This window comes from Methylobacterium sp. FW306-05-D (genome assembly GCF_058782155.1).
On the sequence record NZ_JBYSXL010000057.1, the window covers coordinates 12,882 to 30,406 of the forward strand.

Genomic DNA, 17,525 nt, shown 5'->3' on the forward strand with positions numbered 1-17,525 from the left:
CCCCCCCCCCCCCCCCCCCCCCCCCCCCCCCCCACGACCGCATCCTCGAGCGTTCCCCCCCAGCACCCTAGACCGTGCTTTCCCGAGGAAACGAGGACCCGATGAAGCTACTTACTCTGGCGACCGTGGCGGCCTTCGCCGTCGTGTCGTTCGGCGCCCAGGCGCACGGCCCGACCCGCAAGAAGGTCGAGGAGACCGTCGAGATCAATGCGGCGCCCGACAAGGTCTGGGCCGTGATCGGCAACTTCCAGGACATGAGCTGGCTGCCGCCGGTGGAGAAGACCGAGGGCAAGGGCGGCAACGAGGTCAAGGCCACCCGGACGCTGACGCTCAAGGGCGGCGCCACGGTGGAGGAGGAACTGTACAAGTACTCCGCCGAGAAGATGAGCTACTCGTACCGGATCACCAAGGTCGACGTGAAGACCCTGCCGGTGAACGACTACTCCTCCACCCTCAAGGTCGAGGATGCCGGCGGCGGCAAGTCCAAGGTCGCCTGGGACGGCGCCTTCTACCGCGGCTACATGAATAACGATCCGCCGCCCGAGCTGAACGACGAGGCCTCGCAGAAGGCCGTGCGCGGTCTCTACCGCATCGGCCTCGACGCCCTGAAGGCCAAGATCGAGAAGAGCGGTTCTTGATCGCAGCGCGAACGGGGACGGGCCGGCGCTTCGCCGGCCCTCTCCTCCTGAGCCTCGCCCTGCTCGGCGCCCCGGCCCGGGCCGACGAGGCCCTCGTCACCGCGCAGGGCGCCAACACCCTGGCGATCGTCGATCTCGAGGCCGGCAGCGTGGCCGCGCAGGTGCCGATCGACGGCGCGCCCGCCGGCATCGCCCTCTCCCCCGACCGCCGGACCGCCTACGTCACCCGCCCCGAGGCGCCGGGCCTCGCCGTGGTCGACCTCGCCACCCGCACGGTGACCGGCACCCTCGCGCTGCCCGGCGGGCCGCTGGGCATCGCGGTCAACCCGAAATCCGGCGCGGTCTACGTGGCCGACTGGTACGGCAGCCGCGTCTTCGTGGTCTCGCCCGACGGCGCGCGCCTCGACACCGAGATCCAGGTCGGCGCCTCGCCCTCCGGCCTCGCCGTGACCCCCGACGGCGCCACCCTCCTGGTGGCCAACCGCGAGGGCGATTCGGTCTCGGTGGTGGACGTGGCCACGGCCCGGGAAGTCCGGAAGATCCCGGTGGGCCGGCATCCGTTCGGCATCACCCTCGATGCCGAGGGCGCCCGCGCCTACACCGCCAACGTGACCTCGAACGACGTCTCGGTGATCGACGTGCCCGGCCGGCACGAGCTCGGTCGGGTCACCACCGGCGAGCGGCCCTACGTCGTCGCGCTGGCCGGCCCGCGCGGCTTCGTCACCGACCAGTATTCGGGCACCGTCACGGTGTTCAACCTGAAGACCCTCACCAACGTCGCCGCCATCGAGGTCGGCGACCACCCCGAGGGCATCGCCGCCGCCCGCGACGGCCGCAGCCTGATCGTGGCGAACTGGGGCTCGAACACCCTGAGCGTGATCGACGCGACCACGTTGAAGGTGACGGGCGAGATCAAGGTCCCGGACGGGCCCCGGGCCTTCGGGGATTTTTTGCGGTAGGGGCCGGCCTCACGCCGCCGCAGGCGGCTCCGGGGCGTCGGGTCCCTCGGGCGAGTTCAGGATGTCCTCCAGCTCGTCCACCAGCATGTCGATCTGGTCCGGCGTCGCCAGCACCCGCAGGGTCTGGCCGGATTCGGTGGCGAGGGCGAGTTCGATGCCGCCGCCGGAGCGGCTGGCGAGGATGCGGGCGAGTTTCTGCGGCGTGCTCATGCGCGGGGGCTCTCCAGGGGATCAGGACGGGTCGGCGGCCAGCAGCGCCACGGCGACGGCGGGGCCGCAGGTGGAGGCCCAGTCGGCTCCGCCTGCGGCGAGGCGGCCGGCGATGAGGTCGGTGAAGGCGAGGGCCGGCCGCCCGAGGCGCGCGGCCAGCCGTTCGGCGAGGAAGCGGCCGGCGCCGCACACCACCACGGGTGCCTCCGCCGGCAGCATCCGGTGCGACAGCACCAGGGCCGCCGCATCGTGCAGCAGCCGCAACTGGCACTCCGCGAAATGCGCCGCCAGGGTGCGCCACTCGGCGGCGCTGCCCTCGTCGCGGTCGCGGCCGACGATGCGGGCGAGGCGGGTCTCGCTCTCGGGGATCGACTTGCCCTTGAGGTCGACGCTTTGCTGCTGGTCGGCGCCCTCCGGCAGGTCGCCGAGGATGCGGTGGATGTCGGCCGCCGTGGCGAAGGTCTCGGCCATCAGCCCGGTGCGCCGGCCCCGGAACGGGGCGTGGTCGGCCAGCGCCACGAGGTGCGAGCGCACCACCCCGGTATAGACGAGCTCCCCCGTCTCCAGGCGCTCGGCGTCGCTGTAGCCGGCCGCCGCCGGCGCGCCGGTCGCGATCGGGATGAGGTCGGCGGTGGTGGAGCCGACATCGACGAGGAGCCCGTCGGCGACGTGGCGGCCGATCAGGGCGGCGGTGGCGTGCCAGTTCGCCGAGGCGATGTCGGCGGCGTGCGCGGCGGCGGCGTCCGGCGCGAGCAGGCCGGAGCGGCCGCCATAGATCCGCACCCGGCCGGCGAGATGCGCCGCGGCCCAGGCGGAGATCTGGCGCACGCCGTCGGTGCGCCCGGCGAAGCAATCGGTGAGTTCCCCCGTCATGGTGACGACGTGGTCGGCCGGTTCCCGCGCCCAGTCGGGCAGCTGCGCCAGGGTCTCGTCCAGGGCGGGCAGGCCGCGCCAGAGGCGGCAGGGCGCCTGGACCACGGCGGCCACGCGGCCGTCGCGGACCAGGGCCGCCTTGACATGGACCCCGCCGAGATCCCAGCCGATCACCGGCGTGCCGGGGGATACGGCAGGGGATCCCGAGGCGGGGTATCCAGATGCAGGAGATCCAGATGGTGATGTCACGGGCGGGCCTGAACGCGGGAGAGAGCCGGAGGGCGGACGAATTCGAGATCATCCCGGTGCTCGACCTGCGCCACGGAACCGTGGTGCGGGCGCGGGCCGGGGACCGCGCCTCCTATGCCCCGATCGTCACGCCCTTGGCAAAGGGATCGGCACCGGCGGAGGTGGCCCGCGGGCTCCTGGGGGCCGTGCCGGCCCGGATCCTCTACGTGGCCGATCTCGACGCGATCATCGACGGAGCCGCTCCCGACACGGCGAGCCTCGACGCCATCGCGGCCGCCTGCCCCGGCGCCACCCTCTGGGTCGATGCGGGCTTTTCGGACCCCGCCGGCGTCGAAGCCTTCCTCGGCATGGGCCTCGGCCGGCCGGTGATCGGCAGCGAGAGCCAGGCGGATGCCGGCCTCGTCCGCGCCCTGGGCGACCGGGCGGTGTTCTCCCTCGACACGCGGGACGGCGAGCGCCTGGGACCCCCGTCGCTGCACGAGACGCCGGCCCACTGGCCGCGCGACGTCATCGTGATGACCCTGGGCCGGATCGGCGTGGGGGCCGGGCCGGATCTCGCCCGTCTGGCGGCGGTGGCGGCCTCGAGCCCGGCGACGCGCCTCTACGCGGCCGGCGGGGTGCGGGGCCCGGCGGATCTCGAGGCCCTGCGGAGTCGCGGCGTGGCCGGCGCCCTCGTGGCCTCGGCGATCCATGACGGGACGCTGCGGGCTTGAGGGCCCGCGCAAAAGAGAGGGGCGGCCCGAAGGCCGCCGGGTCTCGAACGAAGAGGGGCGGCCCGAAGGCCGCCCCGTGTCGTGTTCATCGTCCGAGGAAGATGGAAGCCAGTCGCTGGAGCAGGCCCCGCGGTGCGGGCGGAGGCGCGCTCTGCCCAGGACTGCCCCCGATCTAAGCGTTCGACGCGAAGGGGTGCGACGCGGAGTTGCGCTGCTCGGTGACGACGGCGGCGGTGGGCTCGCCCTTGACGGCGCGCTCGATGGAGAGCTTCACGGCGTCGTAGTTGTACTTCTGGATCTTGGCGTCGTCGGCCGCTTCCCAGTGAATGAACACGCCGACCAGGATGAACAGGTCGTCGGCCTCGTCGGCGGGAATCGTGCCCTCGGCCACGCAATCCTGAACGGCCTTGGCGACGCCGTGCTGGGCGGGGCCGAACATCTGGACGGCCTGACGGGCGTCGTTGATGGTGACCTTGTTGAACATCAGGGTGTTCGGCTTGCAGGGCAGGTTCGGCGCGATGACCGCGAGCAGGCTGGTGAAGCCGTGCTTGTTGTTCACGAGGCCGTTGCAGAAGGCGGCTTCGGCCGGCGAACCGCGCGGTCCGATGATGAGATCGATGTGGGCGACCTCGTTGCCATCACCGACGAGGGCCTCGCCGACCAGAACCTTGTTGATCTTCGCCATGTGGGGTTTCTCCCAAAGTCTTGAAAAGACGTGACCGCTCCCGAGCTTCAGGCGCGGTCGGCAGCTATCCTTGTTCACGGCGTCCAGTCCATCGAGGGACCGGACCGGTTAGCCCGGATCGCGGCGCGGACCCTACTCTGGGGCCTTGCCGGGAACAACCCTACGCGGGGCGTGCAGCCTGGCAATTTATTCATCGCCCGCCGGAACCTTCGCAAACGGCGAGGAAATGAGGCCCGGACGGTCGATTTCAGGCCCCGGTCTCGAGCAGGCGGGCGAGGAACAGGGTGGCCACCGTGAAGTCCGCGCTGGTGCCCGGATTGAGTCGGGCCGCCTTCCAGGCCCGGTCCCGCTCCAGCAGGACGTCCACCGGGGCCGTGGCGAGGTCGAGGGCGAGCAGCGCCTCAGCCTCGGCGCGCAGGGCTTCCGCCCGCTCCGGGCCGTGCTTGCGCGCCACGTGGCTGTCCGGCACCCGGGCGAGATAGGCGAGGTAGACGGCGGTGGTGCACCAGGGCGGCGCCAAGCCCCGCGCCCGGGCTTCCGCCAGGGCCGGCAGGCCGATGGCGAACAGGTCGGCGAATCCGGTGACGTAGGCCCGCGCGATGGCGTCGCGCGGGGCGGCCTCCGCCATGGCGGCCCGGAGCGAGGCGGGGGCCGCCGGATCGGTGACGTCGTGGCGCTCGGCCCGGCCGAGGCCGCCCGGATTGGCCCGGCGGATCGCGGCGTACACGTCGCGGGCATCGGCGGCGTCGAAGCCGTCGAGCACCGCCCCGAGGGCGGCGCGCAGGGGCGGGCCGGCCTCCGCCGCCCGGGCGAGGGGCGCGCAGAGGAGCAGGATGCCGAGATTGGTGTTCTGGCCGACCCGCTCCATCGTCGCCTCGACCGCCCGGAGCACCCGCCGGCCGACCGGTGCCCCGGCCTCGGCGAGGGCGGGGCTGGAGATCTCCGCGCTCGCCACGAAATCCGCCACCGCCATGCGGTGGCCGTCGGCGAAGGCGTGGACGTTGCCGGGCTTCAGGGCGTCGAGCTCGTCGAGGCAGCTCGCCCGGTAGGCGGCGGCGACGGCCTCGGGCGCACTCATCCGAGGGCCGCGACGAGGCGGGGCGGACGGGCGGCCCGCACGGCGTTGAGGAAGCCGCGGGCGACGGCGAGCGCGATGTCGACCTCGGTGACCTGCTGCAGCCCGGACCAGGCCGGCATCGAGTTCACTTCGAGCACGAGGTAGCCCCCCTGCCCGTCCTCGACGAGGTCGATGCCGGAATAGTCGACGCCGACCGCGGCCGCCGCCCGCTCGGCGAGCTCCGCGGCGGCGGGCGGCATCGCCCAGGCCAGGGGCCGGCCCCCGCGATGGACGTTGGTGATCCAGCCGTCGCCCTCGCGAATCATGCCCGCGATGGCCCGGCCCTCGCAGACGAAGACCCGGTAGTCGCGCCAGAGGCCGTCGCTGCGGGCGATGTAGCGCTGGAGGTAGTAGACCCGGGACACCGCCTCCTCGTCGGGCAGGTCCTCCGGGCGCTCGATCAGCTGCAGGCCCTCGCCCTGCGAGCCGAAGAGCGGCTTCAGCACCAGGGGACGGCCGGGCCGGGCCTCCCGCGCCACGATCTCGGCGGCGGCCTCGCGCTTCGAGAGCACGTAGGTCTCCGGGGTCGGCAGGCCGGCGCGGTCGACGAGCAGGCTCGTCATCGCCTTGTCGACGGAGCGCTCGATGGCGCCGGGGGAATTCCACACGATGGTGCCGGCCGAGACCAGGGCGTGCAGCACGCCGAGGCGCATGGTGGTCGCCTCGAAGGTGCCCCCCGCGATGGTGCGCAGGAGGACGCCGTCCGGCAGGGTTTCGAAGCCGGGCACCCGCAGGGGCTCGGGGCCGCCCGTCACCACCGCGACGTCGGCCATGGAGAACAGCACCGGCGCGGCGCCGAGCTGTTCGAGGGCGGCCCTCAGGCGCGCCTTGTGCCAGTTGCCGTTGTCGGCCGCGAGCCCGATCCGCATTGTTCTTCGCAAACCTCGACGTGAAACCCTCCTCCCCGTGCGGGAGAAGGGGGCCCGTGCCGCGGCACGGATGCGGGGAGCGGCCGTATCCGAGAGGTCACGCCTCTCCCGGTCGCTCCGCGACCGCCCTCCCCCACCTCACGTCGGGCCCGCCCGACGTGAGCGCTCGAAGGCAGACCACGGGCATGCCCGAGGTCTGTGGGGGGAGGGTTCGAGCGCCGTTCCTACCGGAACGAGGCTTCCACCAGCTCCGGCATCAGCTTGCCGCCGCGAAAACTCCTGCCGGTGGTGACGGAGGTGACGATGACCTCGGCGGGACTGAAGAGCGCGCCGTCGATCTTGTAGAAGTCGCCGTTTACCCGGGCGAAGATGTCGGCGAAGGGCGCGCCGTGATCGGCCGAGTTCGACGAGGGCACCTGCTCGGCGAGCTGCTGCGCGTCGGCGTCGTCGGCCTCGACGAAGAGCTGCACGCGGCCGCCGTAGATGATGGCGTCGTTGGTGCGGCCCATGGCCTGGATGAAGTCCGGGTGCTGCGGCGAGAGCGGGGCGGAGCCGATGCCGTCGACGATTCTGTGCAGGTCGAAGCCGACGGTATGGGCCTTGTGCAGGGCGACCTCGAGGACGCGGGCGACGACCTGGGTCGAGCCGGCGAGACTCTGGGTCGGGGCGTAGATGAAGGTCAGCTGCTCAGGGCTCAGTCCGGTGGCCTCGGCCACCTTGGCGACGACGGAGGCCGGCGGGCCGCCGGCCGCCTCCAGCACCAGGGCGGTCTGGGTCGCGGTGTCCTTGTAGCCGAGCTCGCCGTAGAGGTCCTCCACCACCGCGACGGCGCGGCCGGGGCCGGAGCCGAGGGCGAAGAAGCCGGAATCCCCGGTCTCGTCGGCCAGCGACCAGCCGGCATACTGGCTGCCGAGGCAGGCGATGACCGGATCGGCGGCGTGCACGATCACCGAGTAGGGCCAGGACGCGATCGGGCCGGAGGGGGCGATCGAGACGGTGCCGAGGCCGCCGAGGCAGATCTCGGCGATGCGGCGCCCGGCCTCGATGGAGCCGCGCACGCTGGCGCCGGCATCGACCATGCGGGCGCCGTTCTCGGTGGTCACGGACAGCCGCAGGGCCTCGGCATCGGCGACCAGCCGCTCCACCAGGGGGGCGGTCAGGGCGTTGACGCTCGGAAACGGGAATTTCGCGCCGCTCGGGCTGGTGGTCATGGGTGTCCCTCCGTCAGGGCGAGCAGGGTCCGCAGTTCGGCGGCCCGGCTTCGCAACATCGCTCTCGTGGCGGCCGAGTCCGGCCCTGTGGCGAACAGGGTGCACAGCGGCGCGTGGCGCGCCACCGTGGTGCCGGGTCTTGGGCGGTCGCGCACGAAATCCGGCCAGGAGATCGGCGGCATCGGCGCGTAGCCGCTGGCCGCGTAGCAGATTTCCGTGGCCGCCGCATCCATCGGTGCGGGCTCCGGCTCCGGCAGGTGGCCCAGGCTCGCGGCGATGTGCTGGGCGAGGAGCGGCGTCGGGCGCCGGTCCAGGACGTCGAGGGTGGCGCCGGGGCGCGGGTTGATCTCGGTGAGCCACCAGGCCTGCCCGTCCACGAGGCAGTCGGCGCTGGCGAGGCCCCTGAGGCCCGTGGCCGCGGCCAGGCGTGCGATCCCGGCCGCCATCGCCGCCGACAGCCCAGGCGCCAGCACCGGCGGCTCGTGGCGCGCCCGCTCCAGGGCACCGGCATAGCGGAAGGGCTGCAGGGGCGACGGGGCGCTCCATTGCTCGGTGACGCCCGTCACCCGGATCGCGGCGCCGTCGGCCAGGATCGCCAGCGACACGGCCCGCCCCGGTACCCGCGCCTGGAAATAGGCCCCCGCCGGTGCGGGTCCGCCCGGCGCCGGCCGGATATGCGTGCCGCCCGAGCCCCCGGCCCGCTTGAGGAGCCAGGCGCCGCGGTCCGGCACGGGATCGCGGCAGACGGCCGGGTGCGGAACGCCGTGATCCCGGCAGAGCGCCGCGAAGGCGAAGGGGTCCTTGAGGGCGGCCACGCAATCCGGGCCGGCGCCGAGGAGGCGATGGCGTCCCGCGATGGCCCGCATCAGGTCGGGGGCGGCCTCGAAACCGCTGCCGAGGACGAGGCCCAGGGGCGGCGCGGACGCCTCGGCCGCGAGGGCGTCGAGGGCCTTGAGGACGGCCTCGCCCCCGAGGCGGCCTGCGCCGAAGCGCCCGTCCGCCTGCCGATAGCCCGCGGCGAGGGTCCGGGTGTCGGCGTCGCCGAACAGGTCGAGCACGAGGGGTGAGAGGGCCGCCCGCCGCGCCGCCTGGGCGAGGGCGCGGCCGGACTGGGCGGCGATGAGGAGGGTCTGTCCGGGGTCCGGCCCCGGCGGGTCCGCCCTCAGCCCGCCACCTCGACGGCCAGGGTGTAGGCGTCGCGAAAATCGAGGCAGAGGGGCTCTTGGGATTCCAGCATCCGGCGGAACAGGCGGGATTCGGTCTGGTACTTCACGTTGCCCACCGCCAGCGCGCCGATGCCGACGCCCCGGCCGGTCGGCAGGGGCACGTCGATGGCGTTGACGTCGATGCCGGCGATGCCGGCGGGCGGCACGGCGTTGACGTCCGAGGCGACGAGCAGGTTCGGGGCGGATTCGAGGTCTTCCGCCGTGAGGATCGGGATGCCGGCCGGGCCGGCCGAGAGGATGACGTCCGCGTGGGCGATGGCGGCACGCCGGGCGGCCACGGTGGAGCCGTCCACCGCCTCGACCGCGACGTCGAAGCGCCAGCGCATGGTGTTGGCGATCTTGCTGACGCGCTCCTCGCCGTCATGGCCGACGAGGACGGCCTTGGCGCCGTGCAGGGCGCCGATCACCGCGGCGACGTAGGCGACCACCCCGGCGCCGCCGAAGATGACGATGCGCTTGCCCTCGAGGCCGGTGTCGAACTTCGCCTTCAGGGCGCGGGTCACCTCGGCGACCATGGCGGCGCCGGTGGTGAAGGAGCCGGCCGGATCGGCGAAGATGTGGTTGGCGAAGGGCGGCACCAGGGCCTTCTTGGCCCGGTCCACCATGTCGAGGGCCTCCTCGGCGTTCTTGCCGCCGATGAAGATCCCGGTGCGCACGCCGTCCTGGGGTGCGCGCGAGAAGATCGAATCCTGGACCAGCGTCGTCACGTCGGCGAGCGTCGCGTTCGCGTAGGTGGCGATGGTCTCGAAGCCCGCATCCGCGGCCATGTTCACGTCGAACGGGCTCATGTGCTTCAGGGGCGTGATCATGTGCAGGATCGAGCGGGCCATCGTCGGACTCCCTTCGTGCTGTGACGCGGCCCGATCGTGCGCCGAGGCGTCGAATTGTCAAAGCCGTCCCGATTCGGGCGGCCCGAGGCTCGGGTCTACAGGACGTCGTCTTAAAGCGCGGTGACCGTCGCGCCGGTGTTGCGGCCCCGCGCCACCAGGAATTTCAGGGGGCCCGGCCGCTGCACCATGCCCACCAGGGCGCGGGCCTCGGCCTCGGAGGGCACCAGGGCGAAGCCGGTCGGCCCCCACGAGCTCTGGCCGTAGCCGACGATCCCGAGTTCGGCGATGGCGGCGAGCGCCTCGGCCACGGCTGGGCTGGCGAAGCGTCCGCCCTGGTGGGGGGCGAAGTGGTCGCCGATCAGCTGCTGGATGCGGGTGATGCCGGCGCCGAACCCCTCCGGCTCGGCGGTGACCGCGGCGGGCAGCACCTGCATCAGCACGATGCGGCAGATCTCGGCGGCCTGGGCTTCCGGAAAGCGGGGCAGGTCGCGGAAGGCCGCGACCTCGCGGGTGCCGTGGACGCCGGTCATGCCGGTGTCGAGGATCAGCACGACGCGCCAGGCCTCCGGATAGGCCAGCCGGGCGATGACCGGGGGCGGGTTGCCCTCGGGGTCGCGCCCGCCATCGACGATGAGGCCGCCCTGCGTGAAGGCGGCGAGGCCGACGCCCGAGCGGTTGCCCCGGTCGAGGGCGTTGGCGAAATCCTCCGGCGCGAAGGGCCGCCCGGCGAGGCCGGCCAAAGCCGCCGCCACGCTCAGCGCCAGCTGGGTTCCGGAGCCGAAGCCCGCATGGGCGGGGATGGCGGATTCGATGGTGAGCGCGGCGTGCCCGGCGATGCCGAGATGGCCGGCGGCGGCCAGGGCGTAGGCGGCGGCGCGGCGCGCCTCCGGGCCGGTCACGTCGAGGCGTTCGGCCGGCCGTGCCGTCAGGGTCACGGCGGGGGCGTCGAGGGCGAGGCCGATGCTGCCGAAGCGCCGCCCGAGGCCGCCATGCAGGTCGAGGAAGCCGAAATGCAGGCGGGCCGGGGCGTGCACGCGAAGGCCGGTGCCGGGCTCGCCGGGCCCGCCCGGGATCCGCATCACGTCGATCCCCTCCATCGCGACCCGTCCTCTCCGTTCCGTACGGCCTCGTGCCCCGGCGGGCCGCGAATTCCGCGCCGCCGGCTTCTCCCACGGAGCGCCGACCCGTCGCAAGCGCGTCGGGCAAATCTCCCGGCGCGGTGGCGGCGTCCCGATTCGCCCGGTGCGACTCAAGGGGGTTGCCTGCCAGGCGGCGGCGATGCAAACGTGCCGCCCCAACGACATGGACTGGCTCAGTCCCGCCGCGCGCGACGCCGAACACGGTGCGCGCCGGGCCCTCGATTTTCCAAGGTGCAACGCATGGCGGCCTGGGTGAAGGGTGGTGCGACGGATGCGGATGCGGCGGTGGAGGCCGCCGCCACGCTCCTCGCTTCAGCGCAGAATGCCGTCCTGGCGGGTCTCTGCGCCGAGTTGAGCGCAGTGCGCGCGGCCTACCACCTCGCCGATGCCATCGGCGCTTCCGTCGATCCCGTGGCCGGCCCGAGCCTCTATGCCGAGCTCGGCCCCCTCAGCCACGGCGGCGCCATGACGACGACGCCGGCCGAGGCCGTCGGACGGGCCGATGCGGTCCTCATCGTCGGCAACGCGCCCTGGGACCGCCCGATCGTCGGCGACATCGCCGGCTCGCAGGCGACCCGCGGCCGCGCCGCCGGCTCCGAACGGATGATCCTGTCCCTGGGCGGCCCGGGCAACGGCGCCACCCGCCACGTGGCCTATCCGGCGGAGACGGGCGGCCTCGCGGTCTCGATCGCGCACCTGCGCGCCTTCCTGAAGGGCCATCTCGCCGGGGAGGCCGCCTATGCCGACCTCGCCAAGCGCCTCGCCGCCGCGCAGTACGGCGTCGTCCTCTACGACCCGGCCGAGATCGGCGAGCTCGGCGTCGAGATGCTCACGGGGCTTATCAAGGACCTCAACGAGGTCACGCGCTTCTTCGGGCTCTCCCTCTCCGACCCGTTCCAGGGCCGCGCCCTCCTGCAGCTCGCCGCCTGGACCACGGGCCAGGCGCCCCGCGTCGGCTTCGGCCGCCATGTGCCCGAGCACGATCCCTGGCGCTTCGACAGCGCCCGCCAGGTCGCCGCCGGCGAGGCCGACGCCGCCCTCTGGCTCGCCTCCCTCCCCGCTCCCCGTCCCGACTGGCTCGGGTCCCTGCCGAGCATCGCCATCGTGGGCGTCGGCAGCCCGGACGCCAGCGGCGACGTCGCCGACGTGGTCTTCGCGGTCGGCGTGCCCGGCGAGACCGCCGGCGGCAGCCTGTGGGACGAGCGCCGGGCCGCGATCACCTATGCGCCGGCCTCCGGCCAGACCGCCGAGCTCAGCGCGGCCGGCATCCTCACCGCCATCCAAGACCGCCTCACGCAGAAGAAGGCCGCCGCATGCTGATCCGGATTCACGGAGGCCGGGTCGTCGACCCGACGGCCGGCCGCGACGCGGTCGGCGAGGTCTGGATCGAGGACGGCCGGGTGGTGGCCGCCTCCGACCGCGCGCCCGACCGGACCATCGACGCCACCGGCTGCGTGGTGATGGCGGGCGGCGTCGAGGTACATTCGCACATCGCCGGCGGCAACGTGGTGATGAGCCGGCTCCTCCTGCCCGAGCTCTACGCCAGCGAGGCCGCGCCCGAGGGCCACCCCTTCGCCCATGCGGGCGGCTCGGCCGCCTGGATCGGCGCGAACTACGCGCGGATGGGCTACACCCTGGCGGTCGAGCCCGCGATGCCGCCCGCCAACGCGCTGGCGACGCAGCTCGAACTCGCCGACATCCCGCTCCTCGACCGCGGCGCCCTCACGGTGATGGGCAACGACGACCACCTGCTCCAGCTCCTGCGGGCGCGCGAGGGCAAGGCGGCGGTGCGCGACCTCGTCGCCCTCTCGGTGGCGACCTCGCGGGGCCTCGGCGTCAAGTGCATCAACGCGGGCGGCGCCTCGGCCTTCAAGGACGGGATGCTGAAGCTCAGCCTCGACGACGAGATCCCGGTCTACGGCCTCTCCACCCGCAAGATCATGGGCGCCCTCCTCGACGCGGTCGAGGAGATCGGCGTGCCGCACCCGCTCCACGTCCACTGCAACAACCTCGGCATCCCGGGGGCGGACGAGTCCTTCGTGGCGACCCTGGAGGCGGCGGAAGGCCGGCGCATCCACTTCGCCCACGCCCAGTTCTACGCCTACGGCGTCGCCGATCCGGAGAACCCCCTCACCGGCGGCTTCCGCTCGGCGGCCGAGCGCATCACGCAGGCCATGGAGGCGCACCCGAACGCGACCTACGACGTCGGCCAGGTCGCCTTCGGCCAGACCGTGACGATCTCCCTCGACATCCTGCGCCAGTTCGCCGGCCGCAAGGGCGCCAATCCGAAGAAGTGGATCGTCACCGCGGGCGACGCGGAGGGCGGCGGCGTGGTGCCGTTCCTCTACAAGCCGCGCGGGGCGGTGAGCTCCCTGCAATGGGCGATCGGCCTCGAGCTGATGCTCCTGTCCAAGGAGCCGGAGCGCACCATCCTGACCACCGACCACCCGAACGGCGGCCCGTTCACGGATTACCCCCGCATCATCCACTTCCTGATGGACAAGGAGGAGCGCGACCGCGAGATCGCTGGCCTGCACAAGGTCATCGCCGAGCGCTCCGGCCTCGGCGCCATCGAGCGCGAGTACAGCTTCTCGGAGATCGCCCAGCTCACCCGCTCGGGCCCCGCCAAGCTCCTCGGCCTCGCCGACCGCGGCCACCTGCGCGAGGGGGCCCGGGCGGACGTCGCGATCTATCGCGACGACCCGAACCGCACCGCGATGTTCGCCCGCGCCAGGCTGGTGCTCAAGGACGGCGAGACCATCGTGGAGGACGGCGAGGTCGTGGCCTGGCGTTCGGGCCGCACCCTGGAACTCGCCGTCGAAGCCGACAAGGCGATGGTGGCCCGCTCCGAGACCTACCTGCAGGACCGCTTCGGCACCGGCCTCAAGAGCTTCGCGGTGCCCGACGAGGCCTTCCCGAAGCCGGACGTGTTCGCGGAGGTCGCATGTCGGAGCTGAGACGTCTGTCGGACTTGAATCGTGCGTGGCGTGGGGACCGGTGACTGAGATGACGGAACTCACCCTCAACGGCATCCCGGTGATCGACACCTTCGCGGAGGCGTTCGACGTCGCCGGCACCGCGATCATCATCACCAACGACACGGCCAAGTGGGCGATGATCGCCGCCACCGTGATGACGGGCTTCGCCACCTCGGTGATCGGCTGCGGCGCCGAGGCCGGGATCGACTGCGAGCTCTCGCCCGAGGAGACCCCGGACGGGCGCCCCGGCGTGCGCGTCCTGCTGTTCGGCTTCGAGCCGAACGGCCTCAAGGACCAGCTCCTCAAGCGGGTCGGCCAGTGCATCCTCACCTGCCCGGGCACCGCCTGCTACGCCGGTGTCGACGGGCCGACGAAGATCAAGCTCGGCGGCGCGATCCGCTATTTCGGCGACGGCTTCGCCGTGGCGAAACGCCTGACCGACCCGGTGACCGGCAAGGCCCGGCGCTACTGGCGCATCCCCGTCATGGACGGCGAGTTCCTGTGCGAGGACTTCGTCCGCGCGGTGGACGGCGCGGTGGGCGGCGGCAACCTGCTGTTCCTCGGTCGCAAGCACGCCGACACCCTCAAGGTCGCCGAGATCGCGGTCGAGGCCGCCCGCGCGGTGTCCGGCGCGATCCTGCCCTTCCCCGGCGGCATCGTCCGCTCCGGCTCGAAGGTGGGCGCGCGCACCAAGGGCATGATGGCGTCGACCAACGACGCCTATTGCCCGACCCTGAAGGGCCGGGCCGGCACCGAACTCTCGGCCGAGGTCGGCGTCGTCCTGGAGATCGTCATCGACGCGCTGACCTCCGACGCCGTCGCGGAATCCATGCGCGCGGCCCTGCACGCGGCGACCGAGGCGGGGGCCGCCCACGGCCTCGTCGCGGTCACGGCCGGCAATTACGGCGGCAATCTCGGCCGCCACCACTATCACCTGAAGAACCTGCTCTCGAAGGAGCCGGGCAGCAGCGAGGCCGGAGCCGCATGAGCACCCTGACCCTGCGCCAGGAGCCGCCGGAGCGGCTCGACCTCCTGCACGTCAACCCGCTCTCCCTGAGCGGCCTCAGCGAGGCCGAGGCGGCCAGGCTCCCGGTCGGCACCAGCCGGCGCGGCCTGACGCTGGGCGACTGCTTCACCCTCGCGCTCGACGGCTCGGACGAGCTCGTCATTGAGGGCGGTTCGTCGCGCCTCGACCGGGTCGGCGCCGCGCTCGGCGGCGGCCGCATCCGGGTGGCGGGGGATGTCGGCCAGCGCCTCGGCGCGGGCATGCAGTCCGGTTCCGTCATCGTCACGGGCTCGGCCGGCCCCTTCGCGGGATCGGGCGCCACCGGCGGCACCATCACCATCGAGGGCGATGCCGGCGACCATGCCGGCGGGGCGCTCTACGCGGCCAAGGCCGGGCTCGACGGCGCCACCCTGGTGATCCACGGATCGGCCGGAGACTATCTCGGCGACCGTATGCGGCGCGGCCTGATTCTGGTGGGCCGGGCCGGCGCCCATGCGGGCGCGCGCATGATCGCCGGCACCATCGCGGCCCGGAGCCTCGGCGACCATCCCGGCTACGGCATGCGCCGGGGCACCATCCTGGCCGGCGCGGTCGGGGCCCTGGCCCCGAGCTTCGTCGAGACGGGCACGCACGATCTCGTGTTCCTGCGCCTGCTCGCCCGCTCGCTCCGCCCCTTGAGCCCGGCGCATGCCGACCTCGCGGCCGGGGCGCTGACCCGCTACTCGGGCGATCTCGCGACCCTGGGCAAGGGCGAGCTCTGGGTGGCGGGGGGGGGGGGGGGGGCCTGAGGGCCGCCCCGCCATCACGAGTCCGGTGGGTCCGGCCGCCGGACTTGCACAATTCTCCCGATCGGACGACCTTCGTCGGCCGCGGGATGGCAGCATAGTGCCGGCCTCCCGCGCCTCCCCCGCGCGAACCCGGCGTCACCGATGCTCATCCTGCTCTCGATCTGCCTCCTGTCGCAGCCCTCGCAATGCCGCGAGGACAAGATCGACCTCTCCTACGAGGCGCGCAGCCCCGTCGTCTGCCTGCGCAATTCCCAGAGCGCCATCGCCAAGTGGCAGGAGGAGCACCCCGAATGGCACGTCACCAAGTGGCGCTGCGCCGTCCGGGGCAGCCAGCCGCGCGACCTCTGAACGGGCGCGGGTAAGCGTCGGAGGCGTCGGCCGAACCCCGTCGCCTTGCCTCTCCGGCGGAGCTCGGCCTAGAGATCCTGCCGGGGACGGAACGGATCGGCGCATCCGGCAGGGCGGCGCCTCCGGCAGGCCGCGGAACGCGTCGGGACGAACGCAGGATAGGCTGGCAGAACCATGCGCTCGCTGAAGGTCCGGTTCGCGCTGCTCCTCGGCGCCACCGCGCTCCTCGTCGTCCTGGCCGCCCTCGGGGTTCTCGCCTCGATCAACGCGGCCGAGCGCACCATCGACCGGACGCTCGCGGCGCAGGGACGCCTGGAACTCCTCGTCGAATTGTCGGGGCGCATGACCCAGTACGGCCTCGCCGCCCTGGAGGCGGTGAGCAACCCGGACGCGCAGCCGGAGGGGCTGGCGGTGGCGCGCACCAATGTCGACCGGGCCCTGGTGGCGGTGGACGAGGCCCTGGGTCGCTCGATCGCGTCGAGCGACGACCCCCTCGACCGGACGCAATACGCCTCTCGGACCCGGCCCCTGGCGCAGCTGCGTGCGGCGCGCGCGGTCCTCGACCGGCAGGTGGCCCAGGTCCTGCGCCAGTCCGAGGACGAGTCGCGCAAGGCGGCGATCCGGGGCGCCCTGAACGGCTTCGGCGCCATGACCGGGCAGCCCCTCTCCTTCCTGATCGAGGTGGAGCGGCGCTCGATGATCGCCGGCTCGGACGCGGCCCGCGCGCTCTCCAGCACCCTGCGGGTCGCCTCGCTGGCCGCCGTGGCGGGAGCGCTCGCCATCGTGCTCCTGCTGTACCGGGCGGTGACCCGCCCCGTCCTGGCCCGGATCGAGGCGGTGCGCCGCGCCGCCGGCGCCGTGGGCCGGGGCGAGCTCGACACCCGCCTCTCGGTGGCCACCCGCGACGAGCTCGGCCTGCTTGTGGCGAACTTCAACCGCATGGCCGCCCGCCTCGCCCGGCGCGAGGGCCGCCTCGCCGCCGACCGCGCGGCCCTGGAGGACACCGTGGCGGCCCGCACCCTCGACCTACGCGCCGCCAATGCCCGGCTGGAGGCGGTGGACCGCTCGCGCCGGCGCTTCTTCGCCGATGTCAGCCACGAGCTGCGCACGCCCCTCACGGTCATCCTCGGCGAGTGCGACATCGCCGCCCGCGCGGCCGCGCGCCAGCGCGACGTCACCCCGGTCTTCGCCACCATCCGCAAGCGCGCGCTGGGCCTGAAGCGCCGGGTCGAGGACCTGCTGCGCGTCGCCCGCTCCGAATCGGGCCAGATCGAGCTCGACCGCCGGCCGGTGGGCGCGGGGGAGATCCTCGCCGACGCCGTCGACGGCATGGCCTCCGAGGCCGCCCGCCGGCGCGTGGACCTGAGCCTCGATCCCGCCGACGCCGACCCGATCCTGCTCGCCGACCGGGAATGGCTGCGCCAGGTGGTCGAGAGCCTGATCGACAACGCCCTGCGCCATGCCACCGGGCTCACCCGGGTGGTGGTCGCCCTGGCGCCGACGGAGGGGGGGCGCGTGGGCGTGACCATCACCGACGACGGGCCGGGCTTTCCCGATCTCGGCGACGGGCTGTTCGAGCGCTTCCGCCGCGACAGCCCGACGGGAGAGGCCGGCTTCGGCATCGGACTGGCCCTGGCGCGCTGGGTCGTCGAGCGCCATGATGGCACCATCCGCCTCGGGGCGGGC

At 73.4% G+C, this 17,525-nt stretch carries 18 protein-coding genes; 9 read left to right on the forward strand and 9 right to left on the reverse strand.

The features are described from left to right. Positions 1-101: 101 nt before the first annotated feature. Complete coding sequence (locus tag AC3WLN_RS17580; RefSeq protein WP_492483383.1) at positions 102-638, forward strand: SRPBCC family protein; 537 nt, start codon at positions 102-104, stop codon at positions 636-638. Then, positions 638-1,597 (forward strand): beta-propeller fold lactonase family protein, encoded by a 960-nt coding sequence (locus AC3WLN_RS17585; protein ID WP_492483411.1) that lies wholly within the window; start codon positions 638-640, stop codon positions 1,595-1,597. Before AC3WLN_RS17580 ends, AC3WLN_RS17585 begins: the two co-directional genes overlap by 1 nt. A 9-nt stretch (positions 1,598-1,606) precedes the next feature. Here the strand turns inward: AC3WLN_RS17585 and AC3WLN_RS17590 are convergent, their stop codons facing one another. Next, on the reverse strand, positions 1,607-1,807 hold the full coding sequence (locus AC3WLN_RS17590) for a hypothetical protein (protein ID WP_492483385.1): 201 nt from the start codon (positions 1,805-1,807) through the stop codon (positions 1,607-1,609). 21 nt (positions 1,808-1,828) lie between these two features. Then, on the reverse strand, positions 1,829-2,854 hold the full coding sequence (locus tag AC3WLN_RS17595) for a hydantoinase/oxoprolinase family protein (protein ID WP_492483387.1): 1,026 nt from the start codon (positions 2,852-2,854) through the stop codon (positions 1,829-1,831). Between the two features lie 68 nt (positions 2,855-2,922). Here AC3WLN_RS17595 and AC3WLN_RS17600 point away from each other — a divergent pair, with 68 nt between their 5' ends. Next, positions 2,923-3,642 carry a HisA/HisF-related TIM barrel protein gene (locus tag AC3WLN_RS17600; protein WP_492483413.1) on the forward strand — a complete coding sequence of 240 codons (720 nt, stop codon included), beginning with the start codon at positions 2,923-2,925 and terminating at the stop codon, positions 3,640-3,642. A 172-nt stretch (positions 3,643-3,814) separates the two neighbouring features. Here the strand turns inward: AC3WLN_RS17600 and fae are convergent, their stop codons facing one another. From fae to AC3WLN_RS17635, 7 genes are all read right to left on the reverse strand, one after another. Further along, positions 3,815-4,327: a formaldehyde-activating enzyme gene (fae, locus tag AC3WLN_RS17605; RefSeq protein ID WP_056220318.1), complete on the reverse strand. Its 513-nt coding sequence runs from the start codon at positions 4,325-4,327 to the stop codon at positions 3,815-3,817. 247 nt (positions 4,328-4,574) lie between these two features. Beyond that, positions 4,575-5,405, reverse strand: coding sequence for a triphosphoribosyl-dephospho-CoA synthase (locus AC3WLN_RS17610; RefSeq protein ID WP_492483389.1), 831 nt, complete (start codon positions 5,403-5,405; stop codon positions 4,575-4,577). Then, complete coding sequence (locus AC3WLN_RS17615; protein WP_492483391.1) at positions 5,402-6,313, reverse strand: ATP-grasp domain-containing protein; 912 nt, start codon at positions 6,311-6,313, stop codon at positions 5,402-5,404. Before AC3WLN_RS17615 ends, AC3WLN_RS17610 begins: the two co-directional genes overlap by 4 nt. 224 nt (positions 6,314-6,537) lie before the next feature. After that, complete coding sequence (gene mch, locus AC3WLN_RS17620; protein ID WP_492483393.1) at positions 6,538-7,524, reverse strand: methenyltetrahydromethanopterin cyclohydrolase; 987 nt, start codon at positions 7,522-7,524, stop codon at positions 6,538-6,540. Beyond that, a complete protein-coding gene (locus tag AC3WLN_RS17625; protein ID WP_492483395.1) occupies positions 7,521-8,582 on the reverse strand; it encodes an ATP-grasp domain-containing protein in 1,062 nt (353 codons plus the stop codon). The genes mch and AC3WLN_RS17625 overlap by 4 nt, the downstream gene beginning before the upstream one ends. 104 nt (positions 8,583-8,686) lie before the next feature. Next, a complete protein-coding gene (locus AC3WLN_RS17630) occupies positions 8,687-9,580 on the reverse strand; it encodes an NAD(P)-dependent methylenetetrahydromethanopterin dehydrogenase (RefSeq protein WP_492483397.1) in 894 nt (297 codons plus the stop codon). Between the two features lie 110 nt (positions 9,581-9,690). Beyond that, on the reverse strand, positions 9,691-10,677 hold the full coding sequence (locus tag AC3WLN_RS17635) for a beta-ribofuranosylaminobenzene 5'-phosphate synthase family protein (protein ID WP_492483399.1): 987 nt from the start codon (positions 10,675-10,677) through the stop codon (positions 9,691-9,693). 282 nt (positions 10,678-10,959) lie between these two features. Between AC3WLN_RS17635 and AC3WLN_RS17640 the strand changes: the two genes are divergently transcribed. From AC3WLN_RS17640 to AC3WLN_RS17665, 6 genes are all read left to right on the forward strand, one after another. Continuing rightward, a complete protein-coding gene (locus tag AC3WLN_RS17640; protein ID WP_492483401.1) occupies positions 10,960-12,039 on the forward strand; it encodes a formyltransferase in 1,080 nt (359 codons plus the stop codon). Next, entirely contained in the window at positions 12,033-13,676 is a 1,644-nt protein-coding gene (locus AC3WLN_RS17645) for a formylmethanofuran dehydrogenase subunit A (RefSeq protein ID WP_492483403.1), read from the forward strand. The genes AC3WLN_RS17640 and AC3WLN_RS17645 overlap by 7 nt, the downstream gene beginning before the upstream one ends. A 49-nt stretch (positions 13,677-13,725) precedes the next feature. Then, positions 13,726-14,685, forward strand: coding sequence for a formylmethanofuran--tetrahydromethanopterin N-formyltransferase (gene fhcD, locus AC3WLN_RS17650; RefSeq protein WP_492483405.1), 960 nt, complete (start codon positions 13,726-13,728; stop codon positions 14,683-14,685). After that, entirely contained in the window at positions 14,682-15,491 is an 810-nt protein-coding gene (locus tag AC3WLN_RS17655; RefSeq protein WP_492483406.1) for a formylmethanofuran dehydrogenase subunit C, read from the forward strand. The genes fhcD and AC3WLN_RS17655 overlap by 4 nt, the downstream gene beginning before the upstream one ends. A gap of 141 nt (positions 15,492-15,632) precedes the next feature. Then, complete coding sequence (locus AC3WLN_RS17660) at positions 15,633-15,839, forward strand: hypothetical protein (protein WP_463777076.1); 207 nt, start codon at positions 15,633-15,635, stop codon at positions 15,837-15,839. Positions 15,840-16,013: 174 nt separating this feature from the next. After that, positions 16,014-17,525 (forward strand): sensor histidine kinase (locus tag AC3WLN_RS17665; RefSeq protein WP_492483407.1); only part of this gene is annotated, 1,512 nt, incomplete at its 3' end.

Coding starts and splice junctions, on each gene's coding strand:
- AC3WLN_RS17660 (WP_463777076.1), top strand. CDS start 15,633: ATGCTCATCCTGCTCTCGATCTGCCTCCTGTCGCAGCCCTCGCAATGC.
- AC3WLN_RS17615 (WP_492483391.1), bottom strand. CDS start 6,313: ATGCGGATCGGGCTCGCGGCCGACAACGGCAACTGGCACAAGGCGCGC.
- AC3WLN_RS17645 (WP_492483403.1), top strand. CDS start 12,033: ATGCTGATCCGGATTCACGGAGGCCGGGTCGTCGACCCGACGGCCGGC.
- AC3WLN_RS17635 (WP_492483399.1), bottom strand. CDS start 10,677: ATGGAGGGGATCGACGTGATGCGGATCCCGGGCGGGCCCGGCGAGCCC.
- AC3WLN_RS17610 (WP_492483389.1), bottom strand. CDS start 5,405: ATGAGTGCGCCCGAGGCCGTCGCCGCCGCCTACCGGGCGAGCTGCCTC.
- fae (WP_056220318.1), bottom strand. CDS start 4,327: ATGGCGAAGATCAACAAGGTTCTGGTCGGCGAGGCCCTCGTCGGTGAT.
- AC3WLN_RS17590 (WP_492483385.1), bottom strand. CDS start 1,807: ATGAGCACGCCGCAGAAACTCGCCCGCATCCTCGCCAGCCGCTCCGGC.
- AC3WLN_RS17600 (WP_492483413.1), top strand. CDS start 2,923: ATGTCACGGGCGGGCCTGAACGCGGGAGAGAGCCGGAGGGCGGACGAA.
- AC3WLN_RS17630 (WP_492483397.1), bottom strand. CDS start 9,580: ATGGCCCGCTCGATCCTGCACATGATCACGCCCCTGAAGCACATGAGC.
- AC3WLN_RS17580 (WP_492483383.1), top strand. CDS start 102: ATGAAGCTACTTACTCTGGCGACCGTGGCGGCCTTCGCCGTCGTGTCG.
- AC3WLN_RS17640 (WP_492483401.1), top strand. CDS start 10,960: ATGGCGGCCTGGGTGAAGGGTGGTGCGACGGATGCGGATGCGGCGGTG.
- AC3WLN_RS17655 (WP_492483406.1), top strand. CDS start 14,682: ATGAGCACCCTGACCCTGCGCCAGGAGCCGCCGGAGCGGCTCGACCTC.
- fhcD (WP_492483405.1), top strand. CDS start 13,726: ATGACGGAACTCACCCTCAACGGCATCCCGGTGATCGACACCTTCGCG.
- mch (WP_492483393.1), bottom strand. CDS start 7,524: ATGACCACCAGCCCGAGCGGCGCGAAATTCCCGTTTCCGAGCGTCAAC.